The following is a 17,483-nucleotide window of genomic DNA, read 5'->3' as shown; positions in this document are numbered from 1 at the left end:
ATAATGAGGGCTTTGTGCGCTTATATACCTTGTTCCAGGTAAAATTGGCAGTGGCTACGCCTGCCAGACACCATCGCACTTTGATAAAAAACAGAGAGTTCGTTAGTAAAAAGAATAGTTAAATTGCCGCGATCGCTGGTATTCTAAAAATAGATGGATTGGGAGTTAGCGTAGTAGACAAACATGAATTATTTAGGGTCGGGTAATAATAATTTCGTTCCCGCAGACTATGAAGATTTATTAAACAACCTTCTCCAGTACGTTCAAAATCACAATCCCTTCAATGAATTGCGATCGCAAAGCAATCGCATTATTGTGAAATTGGATGATGCTGCCTACCAAATTTCCCAGCAGTCGAACGCAGATCCCATTTTCGGAAGTACCAGAGGTCGCTCTGCTACCCTTAATTTTACGCCAAATTTGGAAGAACAATTCCCCCAACAAATTCGGCAGATTCGCGATGCCTTGAGGCAGCATTTTCATGACCGTTTGAATGCCGTTGACGGGTTCGATTTAGCAAAATTTATCAACCCGCTACCGCAAGGGCAATCTAACCATCTTGATTTTACCTATAATTTTCCCAACGTGCAATCGGTTCCCACCGCTGGATTGGAAACGCGAGAAAACGACGTGGGAAGCAACTCGCTTTTGAAATTCCATAAATTGACCATTTCTGTCAACCAAATTGACCGATTTCAGGAACAGATGAAGCAGGGATTGGAAAATTATTTGGAAGAGCAACTGGAAGGGGAAGAACTGGAAGATGCTAGAGATGCTTTAGATAATTCCATCGAAGAACCAACTTCTAATTTTTATCGGTTGCAGCGGATTGTGGATACGGAGTCGTTGGGGAAACTGAAAAGAGAAGCCAAAATTTGCTATTTGGAATATTTGCAGGAAAACATCGATCCACAATCATATCCCGATGTGGTGTATTTACAGGATTTGATTCGGCGGTTGAGAGCAATGGAGGAATATATTAACGATCCGGAGAAAACCGAGAGCGATTATGAAGTTAGCTATTGCGACGAAACAATTAACTATAAGGATTGGTTTTCCCGTTCGGAATCGCTGGATGCTCTGCCAATTATTCCTATTTTATCAGATAGTTTGGGGGAAACAACCAGTCAAGATGGGACGAAACGAACGTTTACATTTGGTTTAAAAATTAAATTTGGCAATCCCGTTCAGGCTCGTGGTGGTGAGGATGTTTTCCAATATTACCTCAATATTATCGATCCTAGCAATTGGGAGGCTAATTTACAAGAAAGCGATCGCGAAACCTTGGCGAGGAAAATTTTGCGACTTTTGTTTCTCTACTATTTTGTATTTGCCACCAATAGCAATCCCACAGCAAAAGACTACAGAATTAACTCGGAACTTGAATACGAAGTTGGTCGTCGATTTGACGAAACGATACGAGAAGTTTTTCAAAGCAATGATGAGGAACGCAAAAAATCGATCCTTCGGGGATTTGTACGGGGATTGGAAAAATACAAAGTTGCCGAGAAAATCAAAAGGCTCAGAAATTTACTGCAGCGTTTGCTCAAACGAAAAGAAATCTTCAGCAATAGATACTTTAACAAAGAAATTGGCGTTCGGCGAGGAATTTTACAAGACGATTCCGAAAATCTAGCCGAAGGTTCTCTGTTTAAGGATGTTGTCAGTGAAAATCCGAAGAAGTGCCTTCGCTATATTACAGTTCAAGACGTTCATCCGTCGGGAATGACATTTTGCCAGCTTCCCGTTACTTTTAAGTTTGAAGATGTTCGTTACTACCAGACTTCCCAGGAAGAAACCTTCAATCTGGCGTATAGCAATATTAATCAGGTTCATGCCGTTCCCATCCTGATTCCTCCTAATAGCGATTCTAGCAGAACAACGAGCAAAAACCATTTAGCGCAAACCCACCTAGTGGTCTTTCCCTATAACAACCGCCGTTTGGATGCCAATGCCTGTACGAAGAGCCAGCAATTTATCTATCGTTTTGCGATGTCGCTGCTATTTTATATAACATTGCGCGTTCTATTGGATGAATTTGATAAAATCAAAAAACATCTCTTTATCCCGATGTTACGGTTTCACGAAGGAGACGAGCAAAATCCATCTCCATCGGAAGAATTTATGGCGGATTTATCCAAAGTCACTGCTCATTTATTGAACCAGCGATATCGGTCAAATTCTCAAGGAATTCGGATTCGGGATATAAACTCTTTCAAACTAAGAAATGCATTTGCTTCCCTGTATTCGGTATTGCCACAAACCTTTCAATTGCAACCATCTTCCCACCGCCAAGATTCCCCTTTGGATAAATTGGCATTGGTGGTGGTATCGAGTTTGGAAAGCGATGGGTTACGTAGCAATCGCGATCGCGATTTGGGAATTTATACGCTCTTTGGAGAAGCCATTGGCATTACCAACCAACAGGGAGACATTCAAATTAAAATGCTGAGAACCTTTTCCCAAAATTATTCCAAGCAGGAATTATACCGAGAACCTTCCATTCTCGGCGATGTCGTTCAAAATCTTTACAAGAAAGGCTACCGTCACATTCTATATATTGCACAAGCTCCCTATAGCAACAATCTCAACTTAACGCAGGTTCGGGAAGAAACGCAATTTTATTTTATGTCGCCGCAGTTGATTGCGTTCCTCATGCGAGATTTCGAGGATATTTATATTTATCCGATTTTCTTTAATAAATACTACGTTCGTAAATCCCAGGGATTACACTCGACTTCCTACTCTCTCCAGGATACCAGAAATCTTTTCAACCTTGTAAAAGACCCCAGCCAGCAGGTGGTGGTATTTTTTAATCTTTTTAATGGCATTACCGTAGGAAAGTCAGATGAGAGATTTTATAATGGCGTTATGTCTTATTCTACTCTCTTGAATATTTATCCCGAAGTTCTCAGCGATCGCAGTATTCGAGAAGGTTTGATTTACAATGGTTCCCTCAAACAGGATATTCTGCGATATTTGACCCTGTATCACTTTTTCCGACTGGAAAGAACGCAAAAACAGCCGAAATTAAAACTAGACCCCTACGAACATATTATCGGCGATGAGTCGTTGCGGAAAAATTCCCTATTTTATCACATGGATGGACGTACTTTGTTCAACAATCTGGCCTTTTTAACCGAAGTCAACTCGATTTTGTATCCCCAAGTTCGCCGCCAGGAGGAAAATAGCTAAAATGATTGCTGAAGATTTAGGACGTTTGTTTGAAGTTGGGTTTAATATTGGTATTATAACCGCGATCGCGCAAGACGAGATCGAAAACAACTTTGGCAATTTATACCAGCGGGAGTTGCAAAAGTTGGAATTTCCCCGCATGGTGAAACGTATTTGTAGCAAATCCCATGTCATCGATCCAGGCGATCGCGATAAAATTGAAACTTGGGGATTGTTTTTGCTGCAAAAAGGCTGGTTATCGGGATTGAACTTTTTCCGGGAATATTGGCAATCTTTGGGGGAAAATACCAAAACAAATGTCAGAAAAATCAAAATTCTCTACCATCAATGTTCTTTTGCTAGGGAAAACAGTCTGGGTTTGTATGAAAAAGACGAATACCAGGAAGTTAGCGACTGGTTGTCTCAGTTGGGGGATGGATTTACTAGCAAACGAGATAAATATTTTCGGCAATACATGCAAAAAGGGGAGTTTCTCAAAGCCGATACGCTGATTTTGCTGCGATACCGGCGGCAACTGAGAATTTTGGCGGTAGATTTATCGGTTTTTTCTGTAAAACAAGCGGAAGATTTGCTCAATCTGAAGGATGAAACCCTGGAAACTCACCGTCGTTTGCTGCAAGGGGAGATAAACTATCTCAAATCCAAAAGTGTGTTTGCCAAGCTGCGACTGGATACTGGCGGGGATGGCAATCTGGATTTTGAATTTCCCGAGAATTTGAAGCGATATTTTACGGCGTTTAAACGCCAGGATAAAGAAAGTACCAAGTTAATTCAAGCGGGAAGTTATGCCTATAGCTTCTATCAATTTTTGCAGGAAAACCAGCTAGCTGACGAAGATATACTAATTCATGTGGTAGGATACAGCGATCGCTCTCTGAATAGTATGTCTCTCCATCCCCAATATCCGCAACATCTCAATTTACTACAAACCTGCCATCACATTTACACCCACGAACCGCGAGACGAGGAAATTCATACGGCTAGGAAAAAGCTATTGCAAACAATTCGCCGCAATGTTGCCAGCAGTTTTCAAGATGGCAAAACATTTCTGGAAAAGTTAACCCAAATTCAGCCAAATCGCGTCAATGTCATTTCTCCCCACCGCGAGACTCTAGAAGATTTTCAGTCTACTCAAGAATTGCGATCGCCTCATGCCGAAAAAGTCAAGCAAGAACTCAATTCCGATAACACATTTCTCTTTTTAACGGGAAATCCGGGAATTGGCAAAACCACCGCCATTGTAGAATTTCTCAAATCCCACATTGATGAAGGGTTTCTGTTTTTCTATGTCAGTCCTCGCAAACAAGTCAATCTGGATATTATCGAAAAATTCAAAGATTCGCAAACAGGAGAACTGTGCGACGATCGCTTGTTTTGCATGACCACAAATGCCACATTTTTAGATGAATATAACAACAAAAAAGTAGTAAAATATGTTTCCCGAAAATATAACGGCGAATTTGCCAGCCACGGCATTCAATTTATTCCTTTTGAGGATTCGCCACCTTCCCGTTCGTCTTCCGTACGTTCGGTCAAACGAATTAGCGATCGCAAATTAGCCAGTGCTAAAAATCGCAAACCCGGCGTTTTGTCAACCCTTTGCGAAGGCATTTACAATGCTATTAACGATCCAATTTCCAATGCGGTGGTGGCAACGGCTTGCATTCAATCGTTAAGAATTACGAATTCCGATCGCAATACTCTCAACCATTTTGAAACCATTTTTAAAGGATTTTACAATAGCAGGGATGGCAACGTCAATTTTTCCAAAATGCGATCGCTATCGTGTCGCATCAAACATTTATTTATCGCCATCGATGAAATTACGGGAGACAATAGCGGGGTGGAATTTCTCCATGGCATTCAAAAAATTATCCAACAATACAAACTGACCCATCCCGACTCGGGGTTTAACGTTAAATTAATTGTCGCCGATGCCTCTATTGTAGAAGGGAATGCCATCCGACAACATCTTAGCGATACAGCGCCAGAACCGGATAAGATTTTTATACGTCGAGTTCGCGATTTGGCATTGGATGCAGGTATATCCTGTCAGCCGTTTCAATTTAAAAAGTACGATGCGATCGCGATTAACGTCAACTCCTATCCCGCCAAACGCCTGGCAATCACCTACAAAGCATTTGTCGAGTCGGTTCGATTTCACCAAGACCGTTTGGACCAGCCACAGGAAAAACTACCCCAAGTCGTTGGCAAGCATATCTTAGCAGATTTAAATGAATTGCGCCACAGCAGCGACAGCGGTCAAGTTTTGGTATATATCCAAGACAAACGGCGATTGCAGGATTTGATAGCAGCCATTCAAAAACAAGAGGCATTTGAAAGGCACGAAGATTATTTGGAGGTTCACGCAAATCTTTCCGATGGAGAACGACAGCAAATTCAGCAATATCGGGATAAGGTTAAGGTGGTGTTTATGACCTCTTCCGCCAGCCGGGGGTTATCTTTTCCTAAGGCGCAGCATGTTTTGGTGGAAGTTCCCCAATTTGAAGTGGAAAGCAATTTAATGGAGATTGTCCAGGTAATTTATCGCTGTCGGGGAGAGTTTTGGGAAGGGGGAGAACGGCAGAGTTTGGATAATGCGGATAAGGCACTAACGTTCTATTTGTGCGATCGCGCGGTTTATCATGGCGATGATGAAAGCTACGATTTATCTATTCAAGAAAGTTTGCTCGGTTTGTACAATTTATTGGTTATTCTCAAAACGGCGATAATGACGCGGATTCGCGGATACGGAAAAATTGGACGGCATTATTTTATGATGATTCCCATTGGGGAAAAGTCGGTGTTTACTTCCGGTCAGAGTTTGACGGGTCAACTGGCGACCCTGGTTCGAGATTTGTGCAAGGAAGCCAGACGCGATCGCAAGAATACTACGGTCAAGGAGATAGCGGAAAATTTGCAAAATCTTCTCAGCCGTGGGGAGTTTTTGCTGACATCTAATTCTCGCGACCGGGAAAACAATTCCTATTTGCAATTGATAGAGATTTTCAATAAAGAATTTGCCGAACGCTGCCATACCTTGGATGGATTGTTGGATATTTCCCAGGTAGAACTGGGTCACGTTTGCGGCAGTTTGCTATTGGTTCCTATTAGCCAACAAACGTTGCGGGAAAGCTATGAAATGCGATTGCAAGAAATCGAACGCCATGCCAGGTCGGATATTTTAAAGAAAATGATAGCCATTCGCAAAAGTGCGGACTATCCTGCGAATTTAAAAACCTTGGTCAATCGAGGAATCGATTTGATTGGCGAACTCATAGACCCCCAAGAGTACACCCAGCGACTCCAACAAAAGAGTTCCTGGTCCGACCAATATTATGCCATTCCTTTGTTTGCTTTTCTCGTGGGGGATATTATCCGCGATTATTTTGCCAGCGAACAAAAGGAACCGGAAAAACAAAGCTTTTACGAAATTTTGAACCACTATATCCGCCAACTCTATCCCTGCGACCAGGTGTTACCAATTGGTACTCGCTATCGGGATTTTCCTTTTCTTATTTTTCGCAGTTACAGTTTACAACAAATGCGATCGCAATGCTTCCGCGATCGCTATCTCCTCACTTCCAACGAATTGAATATCCTCAATTTAATTTTAGGCATAGATAATTGAGAAAATGCTAAACTTGATTTAGAAGCTAGTAGAGATATGTCATGCGAACAAGAGACAAAAGTCGGGGAAAGAATCCCTAGAGAGTAAATGGGGGAGGGAATTGATGCCGAAGGAATTGATTTCACACCAAATCCAATATACATAAACCCGAAAAATATAGGGGTAGCACCCTCGTACCTACCCCCTACAAAAGGAACCTACAGCGGGGGGTTGCCCTTCCAAAAAAATTGTAGTTTTTCTAGGTCGGATTTGGTATTATACCTGACAAGCCAATACCAAATTGTTTTTCTCAGTTTTTCTACCGTGCTTTTCAGCAATTATACGATCGGTTTAATTTCATGAAAAAAACTAAAATTTTCGGCATCAAACAACAAACCAAACCTATACAAGCAAACGAAAGAATAATTTTACAATTGAAATTCTAGCAAGGAAGTTTACCGACTAGGGGCGTTTCATGAAGCACCCCTACCGCTAAAAATAACTGAGATAAATTCTCATTAAGAATACGGATTTGCGTTTTTTGAGCCTTTGGGGTACAATCTAAAAAGGATTTAAATTTGATATTTTGGGTCTACAGTGTCTAAAATATTCTATCTTCCGGTTGTAGTGCCTCCAAATCCCATCAATTCCTTAACTCAAACGCGATTGCTTTTCTGAAATTCTGCCAGTGTTTCCAGAAATTTGTCATCCCCTTCCCTGGTGGAGCCTGACAAGAGAACTGTTATGTAGTGATTCCCTGCGCCATATCCCAATTTCAAATGCAAACCGTGACCGTCTGTGAAATAATAAGCGATCGTTCGCTGCGATCGAGATAGTAACATCGTGTGGGAAATCGTTGTATTTAATGGAATATCGTTGCTTGCCTTACCAACCAGTCTTCTATCCTTATTCCTTTGGTTGGGATTGTGGTTCTGGCGAGGTAATTTTTGGCGGTTGGATTGGCAAATCGAAAAGGAACCGAGAGCAAATAGACCCTTATTTTCCTATCCCCCCATTTGTGCGGTTATTCCAGCGCGTAACGAAGCCGCTACCTTACCGCAAACCTTGCGATCGCTTTGCCAACAAGACTATCCTGGTCCTTTTACCATTATCATTGTAGACGATGGCAGTACCGACGGCACCGCCGACGCTGCCAGGTCGCTGCTGGAACAAATACCATCACCACCCCCGGTAAAAATTATAACTGCCAACCCCCTACCTGCTGGTTGGACTGGAAAACTCTGGGCGTTGCAACAGGGAATCGATACCGCCGAAACCCAAACCCCAACCCCCGAATATTTTCTCCTCACCGATGCCGATATCCAACACGATGCGGCGAGTTTGCGGCGTTTGGTAGCCAAAGCCAAAGGGGAAAACCTGGATTTGCTTTCGGTGATGGTAAAATTGCGGTGCAAAAGTTTTTGGGAACGCTTGCTCATCCCCGCTTTTGTGTTCTTTTTCCAAAAAATCTATCCCTTTGCCTGGGTCAATCATCCCAATCGTTCCACCGCCGCTGCTGCTGGGGGATGTAGTTTGTTACGTCGGCAAGCTTACCACCGCATTGGCAAACTGGCAGCCATTCGCCAGGCATTGATTGACGATTGCTCTCTAGCCAAGGTAGTTAAAGATAGCAGCCAACCATCGTCAGGCATTTGGTTGGGGTTAAGTACTTCCACCCATAGTTTGCGGGTTTATTCATCCCTCGCCGATATTTGGCATATGGTAGCACGGACGGCATTTGCTCAATTAAATTATTCTCCGTGGTTGCTGCTGGGAACCATAGCAGGAATGTTACTGGTTTATATCGTACCCGTGGCTGCCATAGTTTGGGGAATATGGCTGCAGAACTGGCAGGTAGCGGTTACCGGCTTGGTCACCTGGCTGCTGATGGCAAAGTTGTACTATCCCACAGTACGATTTTACCAACAATTGCCGATTTGGTCTTTTGCCCTCCCCGCGATCGCATTTTTCTATACACTAATGACCTTAGATTCGGCATGGCGTCACTGGCGAGGCAAAGGGGGGTGGTGGAAAGGTCGCGTTTACCGGCAAACTTCCCAATAAATGCAACTTTCTCCTACTTCCCATCCCACAAATCAGCCATCACTTCTGCCAAAACCCGCAACCCCCGTTGCGAACCGCGCATCAGCCGCCACGCTGCTACTGGATTTCTCAATAAACCCGCCGCCAGGGGAAAAGGTTGCAGGGAACCATTTTCGTTGAAAGCCGCTGTTAGGTCTGGTAAATCCCCACGGCAATCGTCGCTGATGACCCGCAACATGGCGAGTTGCATGTTTCTTGTCGCTAGTAGCTGCAAAACCATGCCGGCTTCCATATCCACCACATCGCAACCATAGCGTTGGTGAAGTTGCTGTTTTGCCGCTGCTTGGGAAATAACGCGATGGCTGGTAAAAACACCAACCACATCTGGTGGCGGCGAGAGGCGATGTTGCAGCCAACTGGTTATCTGGCGGTGGAAAGATAGCTGCCGGTTATCGGCGAAACCGCAAATACAGTCACCACCCAACACTACGTCGCCAATGGAATATTTTGTGGAAAGACTGCCTGCCAATCCCACCAGCAAAACGCGCAACGGTTGATTTGGTGAGGGATGCGGCGGTGGCTGCCAAGTTTTTAAAAACGTTTTTACCCCAGTTGGCGTGGCGGGAATGGAAACCAATCTCGGTTGGCGGTGGGGAGGGAGGCGACGCCAGGCGGTTTTGACGGCACTGGTTTCTATCCCTTGCGGTACCAAAATAAGATCGATGCCAGACAAATTTCTATATCGGAAGTCTTAAATCTCAATTTCTACCAAGGCGTGCTTTGGCTGCTTGCACACCGGTATATATATGCGCGCGCGCCTTCCCCATCTTGACATACCTTCAGTTTAAAATTTTTTGGACTTCTTGTCAAGACCTGAGGAGAAATTTTGTTAAAGGCAGCAATTTTGGATTTATATAGAGATTCATATAGAAGGAAGATATCCCTTGTACTGCTTTCATTTGGGCACATGGCAGGGTGTGGTTGCTCAAGCCACCAGCCAGACTTTGGATTGCTTCTGCTTGGATATTTTCTGCAAAGGTGAGTTGATAATCTGCCGTTTTCCTCCTAGTGTCTGCCCGCCACTGTAGGGCAATTCTTTTGCTAAAATTTTAAAGTTATAGAGTTTGCAACTCCCGTAAAAATTTCTTCACGCCAATTTTGCGATCGCGCAATTTTTCTACCAAATTGCGAAACGCTTCTAGCGTATTCACCTGCATTTTCTCCTCTTCCAAAACCTGAGAAATAAAATCCCAGCGTTGGCGTTGGGCGCGCCGGTATTCCGTTACGATTTTCCCTTCTTCGCTGTTGCGCATTTGACGCACTTCGGCTTTTAAATTTTCGTATTGTACTTGCAACAGAAGATTGTCTTCTTCCAACTGCTCGCACTGCCGTTTCACTTCGCTTTCCGAAGAACTTTCCACCGTAATTTTTTCTCCCGCTTCGTATTTGCGTTCCAATTCCAACAACCGCGCCAAATCCCTTTGCTGGTAAGCACTATTCACTTCTTTCATAATCTCAGAATAGTGTTTTTGCACCTCATCGTCGGTTACTTTATCGGGATGAAACACTTCCGCAAGACGGAGAAAGGTTTGGCGAATTTGTCGGGAAGTTTCTGGGGATTGGCTTTCTTGAGATTCGTTGTTTTCTGAGGAAAAATCTTCTGCGGAAAAATGGTGGTGCCCATCGCGATCGCCGCTGGTGGTTTCTTCAAACTGTTGTTCGTACATTTGCTGCATGGCTTCCGCTGCCTCATCATCGAGAAAGGGAAATTTTTCTTGCACGAAGGTTTGAATGAGTTCTTGACGGCTCATGCGAGGAGAAATCAAACCGCTCAGTTGTAGCCGCCGGTACCACTTTTGTACTTCTTTGCTTTCCCAATCCCCCATATCTTCACTGGATAAAATTTCCTCAAAGAACTGGTGGAGTTCTTCATCCAAATTTCTCCATTTTGCGTGAATGTTTGCACCCCGCTGCAGCATTTCCGAGCGAATGTCATGGGCTTGATTGAGAAAGTTTTGCAGCTCGCTTTTCTTGCGTTGAATTTGTTTGAGCAGCCACTGGCGTTGTTCGTTGAGATTTTGAAACTGTTGGTGGTAGGAAGAAGGCGCTAGCGAATTGCTATCGGCGTCTGGGTTGAGTTTCTGCTTTTTTCGGGATGGGCGGCTAGAAGGTGACATAAAGAGAACCATCCAAATCGATACGGCGATAGGGTTTGTGTTCTAATTTTCAATTGGTTGCTATTTTTTGTCAAGGAAGAATACGGCTCGTTGAGCGTTGGTGCGACGAATTGATACCAAAAAAGAGTTTGGTTCGGGTGGGGGAAACAATGATAGGATAATTTTTATTTGTAGAATCCATAAAGTGCCTTTCCCCTCGCCTTTTTGGGAGAATTCGCAAACCAATCACAACTGCACAAACGGCAAATCTTCTATGGCAAAACCTTCGTTTCGCGATCGTTTCAATCTCTCTTGGTGGTCCATTCGTCATTCCTGGCTGAGCGTCAGTGTGTGGCTGGCGGTAGCGGTAGCTGGGGTATTGGCGTTTGGTTCTTTAAAATATGCTTTGCTACCGGAAATTAGCTTTCCCGTGACGGTAGTTCGCGCTCAAGCTGCCTTGGAAACGGCTCTCGCCACGGAGTCGCAGCTTACTTCCCCTTTGGAAACCCAACTCGCTGCCATCGAGGGTCTCAAGGAAATGCGTTCCTCTACCTATCCCGGTAGAACCACCATCAGTTTAGCATTTCGCGGTGGCACGAACCTCACTTCGGCCAGCGATCGCGTTGAGGAGCGATTGTCAGGGGTTTCTAACTTACCCCCCAATACCTCCTACGAAGTGGTTCCCTTTGACCTCAACGAATCGGCAGTGGCTAGCTACGCCATCAACAGCAACAGCTACAAATTGCAAGAACTAGCAGAAATTGCTAGAGAACGCGTTATACCGCCTTTAGAATCCCTTCCTGGCGTTCGTCGGGTGGACCTTTTGGGAACTCTTACTGCTGCGGCAGCATCCGACAAGCAGCCTACCCTCGTCCGCTTCAACCGGGAAAATGCTTTGGCGTTTCGCGCTATCAAATCGGCTGAAGCCAACACCTTAGAAATTATCGCGCAAGTGGAACGGGAAGTCAAACGCTTGCAAGAAGAACTCCCGCAAGTACAGCTTTCGCCAGCAGCAACGGAAGCCAAGTTTATCCGCGAATCCATTCAAGCCACCATCGATGCGTTGGCGGTAGCTATTCTCTTATCGGTGTTGGTGATTTGGGGATTTTTGCGCAACTGGCGCGCCACGTTGCTCAGTGCTTTAGCCATTCCCACGTCGCTGCTGGCTACGTTTGTGGTGATGGCAATTTTTGGTTTTGAGTTGGAAGTAATTACGCTGCTGGCTTTGGCTTTGGTGATTGGTATTTTGGTTGACGATGCTATTGTGGAAGTTGAGAATATCAGCCGCCACATGGAAAATTCAGAAAGTGCAAAACAAGCGACTTTTACCGCTACCCAAGAAATTGGGGTGACAGTTTCGGCAGCTACGCTGACGATTGTAGCCGTGTTTCTGCCTATTGGGTTTATGGGAGGTGTTTTGGGTCAGTTTTTCAAGCCGTTTGGAATTACGGTTTCGGCGGCGGTGTTGGCTTCCCTGTTGGTGGCACGTACGTTGCTACCGCCTCTGGCAGCCAAATGGTTGCCCCTACAATCCCCCAACCCGCAAACCAGTCGCACTTGGGAACGCTTTCGCGATCGCTATGCCAGTTGGTTGAAGTGGTCGCTGCGTCACCGCCGTACGATTCTTATTCTAGCGATCGCAAGTTTTTTGGCGGGGTTGGCACTGATTCCCCTGATTCCCAAAGGATTTATCCCCCAATTGGACCGCGGTGCGTTTTATGTCACCTACGAAACTTCCCTGCCAGGGGCAACCCGGCACTCTCCCCAAACAGCATTTACCGCTTCCCAGGAAGTGGCGGCTGAGCTGGAAGCGACCATTTTCCCCTTGGCTGAGGTAGAATCCATTTTTACTGTCATTGGCGATCGCGGCAGACCCAACACCGGTAGAATGTATGTCAAGCTTGCCGAAAACAGACAAAAAACAACGGCCCAAATACAAGACGAATTGCGTGCTGCTTTGCCCAAGCAAGAAGGCGTCACCACCAGCGTTACAGATATTCCTTTTGTCGATTTGGGGGAAGAAAAACCCATTCAACTAGCTTTGGTGGGAGAAAATATGACCAAGTTGAGCGAAGCAGCGAAAAATATCCAAGCAAAACTCGAAGCAGAACCTGGATTTGTCGATATTTCCGTACGCACCAGCCAGACGCAAAACAATCGTAGGAACCAATTTTTGCAAATAGAACGTTTGAACGGCCAGCGTGCTGCTTATATTCAGGCGAATTTTAACCAGCAGCAAAATTTAGGCGATGCCACTGACCGTGCCGTCGCGATCGCGCAATCCATTCTACCAGCAAACATCGATTTAGATTTGGGAGGAGATTCCCAACGCGGTGTGGAAATTCTCAGTAGTTTTGCGGCTACCCTGGTGCTGTCGTTGGTCTTCATGTTTGTTGTATTGCTGGTGCTGTTCCATCGATGGCAAGACCCCATGGTGGTCATGCTCTCGTTACCCCTGGCCACCGTAGGTGCCATGTTAGGATTGCTGGTAGCGCGCAGCGATTTCGGCATGATTTCCCTAATTGGCATTATCTTTTTGTTGGGACTAATTGACAAAAATGCCATTTTAATAGTAGATTACACAAACCAGTTGCGCCGTTGGGGATTGAGCCGCCACGAAGCTCTCTTGCAGGCAGCACCCGCGCGTTTGCGTCCCATTTTAATGACCACCGTATCCACCATTTTAGGTATGTTGCCCATTGCTTTGGGCTGGGGTGCGGGGTCGCAATTGCGATCGCCCATGGCAATTGCTATTATTGGTGGTTTAATTACCTCCAGTCTTTTAAGCTTGCTGGTGGTTCCCGTTCTATATACCTTATTAGAAGATATGCGAGGCTATTTCATGCCCAACCGGCAGAAAAACCAATCGTAAAGATTAGAAATTGCTTGATTTTTTGGCAGCACAGTCCCAAAAATACAGTCAATTCAAAAACAAGGAAGGAGTAGAATCCTCTATGGCTATCCATTTAGAACAAGCCTTGGCAGTGGGAAAATACATCGTGACCCAGCGTTTGCAAGGTCGCAAACGGTTTCCCCTGGTTTTGATGCTCGAACCTCTATTTCGCTGCAATTTAGCTTGCCCCGGTTGTGGAAAAATCCAACATCCTAAAGAAATTCTCAAAAGCCAACTTTCCCCCCAAGAATGCTTTGCTGCTGCCGAAGAATGTGGCGCGCCAGTGGTTTCCATTCCCGGCGGCGAACCATTTTTGCACCCCCAAATCGATGAAATTGTAGCAGGATTGGTGCAGCGGAAAAAATTTGTTTACCTGTGTACCAACGGTTTGCTGCTGGAAAAAAATTTAGATAAATTTAAACCTTCCCCCTACCTAACATTTAGCGTGCATTTGGATGGGAATCGCCAAACCCACGACCGCTGCGTCAACCGGGAAGGAGTATTTGATATTGCTGTTTCCGCCATTCGCGCCGCCAAAGCCAAAGGATTTCGGGTAACCACAAATACAACCGTTTTTGATGGTGTAGACCCCAAAGAAATGCAGGACTTTTTTGACTTCCTGACTGAGGATTTGGAAGTGGATGGCATGATGGTTTCCCCGGGATATAGCTATGAAAAAGCACCCGACCAAGACCATTTTCTCAAACGAGAGCAAACCAAAGCGCTCTTTCGACAAATTTTGCAACCATTTAACGCTGGTAAGAAAAATTGGCGTTTCAATCACAATCCCCTATTTCTGGATTTTCTCACCGGCGAAAAAGATTACGAATGCACACCTTGGGGAAGCCCTAGCTACAGCGTTTTTGGATGGCAAAAGCCTTGTTATTTGCTAGATGAAGGGCATTACGACACCTTCCAAGAGTTATTGGAAAAAACTGATTGGAATCAGTACGGTCGCAGCAGCGGCAATCCCAAATGTGCCGATTGCATGGTTCACTGCGGCTACGAACCCACAGCAGCCATGGATGCCATGAATCCTGCTAATATGGGTCGTGCGTTGGGTGCTCTGTTCGACAAGTAAAATTCTACCAATCGCTGTCGAAATTGTTAATTTTTTATAAGTTGTGGAGGGCATGCAGCATTCTTGCCCTCTTTTTTATGTTTTTTTGAAGGTAGGCATACCAGAAATTTAGAAAACTTTAAAAATGCGATCGCTTTCTGCTGCAAAAAACCGTAATTCCACGGTTGCCTAAATAAATAACATCCTTATACCGTAACAGCAACTATACACTTCAAGCTAGAAGCCAACCAAGAACATAACCCCAACGACTCCTTTCCAATTGTTTTTAGACAAGCTCTAAAAGCCTGGTTCAAAGGGTGCTTTATGTCTGCCATCATTCTCAACGAGTTCCTTGCCGACCCAGCCAGCAGCAATACAGCTGGTGATGCCAACGGTGATGGAACGCGAAACGCCTCCGAAGACGAGTTTGTAGAACTGGTCAATCATTCCGCCAACCAGTTCGATCTTTCTGGATGGACCCTTAGCGACACAGTACAACTTCGCCATACATTTCCTAACAATACCATTCTTTCTCCCGGTCAGGCTATTGTTATTTTTGGCGGTGGCAATCCCACCGGTAGCTTTGGCAATGCTTTGGTGCAGAAAGCCAGCAGCGGTGCGTTAGGATTGAATAATAGCGGCGATACGATTGCACTTGCCGATAGGAATGGCAACGATATCATTACCCAAAATTTTGGTAGCGAAGGCGGGAACAACAAATCCCTAACACGCGATCCGGACTTGACTGGTCCTTTTAGCTTACACCCAAACGAGCGATTTTCACCAGGAACCCAAATTGACGGAACCACCTTTGCTACCAACGCGGGAAGCATTTTAACCATTTCTGCCACGGATGCAGATAAGCCAGAAGGGGATAGCGGTGCCACTTCTTTCTTATTTACGGTAACGCGATCGGGGGATACCAGCAACCCTATTGATGTGGATTATACCGTTTCCAGTAGCGAAGCAGACGCTAGCGATTTCAATGGAAGCTTACCATCAGGAACGCTTCGCTTTACAACCGGCGAAACCCAGCAAACCATTACGATGGATATCCGTGGAGATACGGAGTTAGAAGGCAACGAAAACTTTACCGTCACCCTATCAAACCCCACCGGCAATGCCACCATTACCACAGCATCCGCAAGTGGAACCATTCAAAACGACGAACTCCCGGCAGTTATTATTAATGAGATTTTGGCCGATCCAGATCCTACAAACGGTGATGCCAATGGAGATGGAAATGTGGATACGACAGAGGATGAGTTTGTAGAAATTGTCAACATTTCCGGAAGTCAGCTTGATTTTTCCAACTGGACCCTTAGCGATGGGACAGGGAGTCGCCATACTTTTAGAGATGGTACCATACTTGCCTCCGGTCAGGCAATTGTGGTCTTTGGTGGTGGTACTCCTACTGGAAATTTTGGCGATGCCATCGTGCAAACGGCAAGTAACACTTTTCTCGCACTCAATAATGATGGCGATACTGTTACCCTTGCTGACAGTAACAACAACGAAGTGGCAACAGTAAGTTATGGGAGTGAAGGCGGGAACAACGAATCTCTAACACGCGATCCGGATGTAACGGGTTCTTTTGTTTCTCACTCAAACGCCACCAATTCCGGAAATTCACTATTTTCGCCGGGAATCCAAAACGACGGCAGCAAGTTCGATACGCAACCGCCTGTTGTAACACAACTTACACCAGCCGATGAATCCACTAATGTGCTACCAGATACAGATTTCAAAATTCAGTTTGATGAAAACATTCAAGCGGGAAGTGGTAAAATTCTTATCCAAGAAAGTAATGGTAGCATAGCTGAAACCCTTGATATTAGCTCTACCAACATTAGCGGCAATTTTTTAACCATTTCTCCCAGTAAAAATCTCACGAATTCCACCCAATACCATATCAAAATAGACGCAGGAGCGATTCAAGACCTTGCAGGTAACGAATATGCAGGAATTGACGATGCCACCAGTTGGAATTTTATCATTGCCAATCAAGCACCTATCTTAGATAGTAGTAAAGAACCTCAACTAACAGCCATTGATGAAGATCCTATAACCAATCAGGGAAATACCGTTGCCGATATTGTTGTTGACGGTTCGATTGCGGATACAAATTTTGTAGAAGCGATCGCTATTATTACCGCTGAAAATAATAATAAAGGGAGTTGGCAGTATTCTACCGACAATGGTACCAATTGGACATCTTTTCCTACAAATTTAAGCAAAACTCAAGCGCTCTTATTGGATGAAACGGCAAAAATACGATTTATCCCTACTTCTAATGCCAATGGTAGTGCCAATTTTACCTTTCGTGCCTGGGATCGGACCTCAGGTAGCAATGGTGCAACAGGGGTAGACACCACCAACAACGGTGGCAAAACTGCTTTCAGTACTACCACTGATACGGCTACTGCAACCGTTCATGCCGTTAACGATACTCCTATTTTACAACAAGCGATCGCAGATACCACCGCCACAGAAGATCGAAATTTCAGCCTAGATATTTCGAAAAAC

Annotated in this window: 7 protein-coding genes; 5 read left to right on the top strand and 2 right to left on the bottom strand. The window is 44.9% G+C overall.

What is annotated here, in order from left to right; all coding sequences use genetic code 11:
- The first annotated feature begins 183 nt into the window (after positions 1–183).
- The 3 genes from AS151_RS07335 to AS151_RS07315 all read left to right on the top strand — a co-directional run bounded on the left by AS151_RS07335 (position 184) and on the right by AS151_RS07315 (position 8,869).
- Positions 184–3,195, top strand: a complete 3,012-nt coding sequence (locus AS151_RS07335; RefSeq protein ID WP_071516393.1) for a hypothetical protein — start codon at positions 184–186, stop codon at positions 3,193–3,195.
- Between the two features lies 1 nt (position 3,196).
- The gene (locus tag AS151_RS07330) at positions 3,197–6,826 is read left to right on the top strand and encodes a helicase-related protein (RefSeq protein WP_071516392.1); all 3,630 of its coding nucleotides are present in this window, start codon (positions 3,197–3,199) and stop codon (positions 6,824–6,826) included.
- Between the two features lie 822 nt (positions 6,827–7,648).
- Positions 7,649–8,869: a glycosyltransferase gene (locus tag AS151_RS07315; protein ID WP_244532932.1), complete on the top strand. Its 1,221-nt coding sequence runs from the start codon at positions 7,649–7,651 to the stop codon at positions 8,867–8,869.
- Between the two features lie 13 nt (positions 8,870–8,882).
- Here the strand turns inward: AS151_RS07315 and AS151_RS07310 are convergent, their stop codons facing one another.
- Complete coding sequence (locus AS151_RS07310) at positions 8,883–9,581, bottom strand: hypothetical protein (protein WP_084639446.1); 699 nt, start codon at positions 9,579–9,581, stop codon at positions 8,883–8,885.
- 382 nt (positions 9,582–9,963) lie between these two features.
- The gene (locus AS151_RS07305; RefSeq protein WP_139240559.1) at positions 9,964–11,025 is read right to left on the bottom strand and encodes a J domain-containing protein; all 1,062 of its coding nucleotides are present in this window, start codon (positions 11,023–11,025) and stop codon (positions 9,964–9,966) included.
- A gap of 253 nt (positions 11,026–11,278) precedes the next feature.
- Here AS151_RS07305 and AS151_RS07300 point away from each other — a divergent pair, with 253 nt between their 5' ends.
- Positions 11,279–13,876 (top strand): efflux RND transporter permease subunit, encoded by a 2,598-nt coding sequence (locus AS151_RS07300; protein ID WP_071516388.1) that lies wholly within the window; start codon positions 11,279–11,281, stop codon positions 13,874–13,876.
- 82 nt (positions 13,877–13,958) lie between these two features.
- Complete coding sequence (gene hpnH, locus AS151_RS07295) at positions 13,959–14,978, top strand: adenosyl-hopene transferase HpnH (RefSeq protein ID WP_071516405.1); 1,020 nt, start codon at positions 13,959–13,961, stop codon at positions 14,976–14,978.
- Positions 14,979–17,483: the final 2,505 nt, after the last annotated feature.

Source organism: Geitlerinema sp. PCC 9228, from assembly GCF_001870905.1.
GTDB lineage: Bacteria > Cyanobacteriota > Cyanobacteriia > Cyanobacteriales > PCC-9228 > PCC-9228.
This window is presented reverse-complemented; position numbering and strand designations above follow the sequence as displayed.

Excerpts from the sequence above, each read along its gene's own strand:
- AS151_RS07335 (WP_071516393.1), top strand. The coding sequence starts at position 184 with ATGAATTATTTAGGGTCGGGTAATAATAATTTCGTTCCCGCAGACTAT.
- hpnH (WP_071516405.1), top strand. The coding sequence starts at position 13,959 with ATGGCTATCCATTTAGAACAAGCCTTGGCAGTGGGAAAATACATCGTG.
- AS151_RS07330 (WP_071516392.1), top strand. The coding sequence starts at position 3,197 with ATGATTGCTGAAGATTTAGGACGTTTGTTTGAAGTTGGGTTTAATATT.
- AS151_RS07300 (WP_071516388.1), top strand. The coding sequence starts at position 11,279 with ATGGCAAAACCTTCGTTTCGCGATCGTTTCAATCTCTCTTGGTGGTCC.
- AS151_RS07305 (WP_139240559.1), bottom strand. The coding sequence starts at position 11,025 with ATGTCACCTTCTAGCCGCCCATCCCGAAAAAAGCAGAAACTCAACCCA.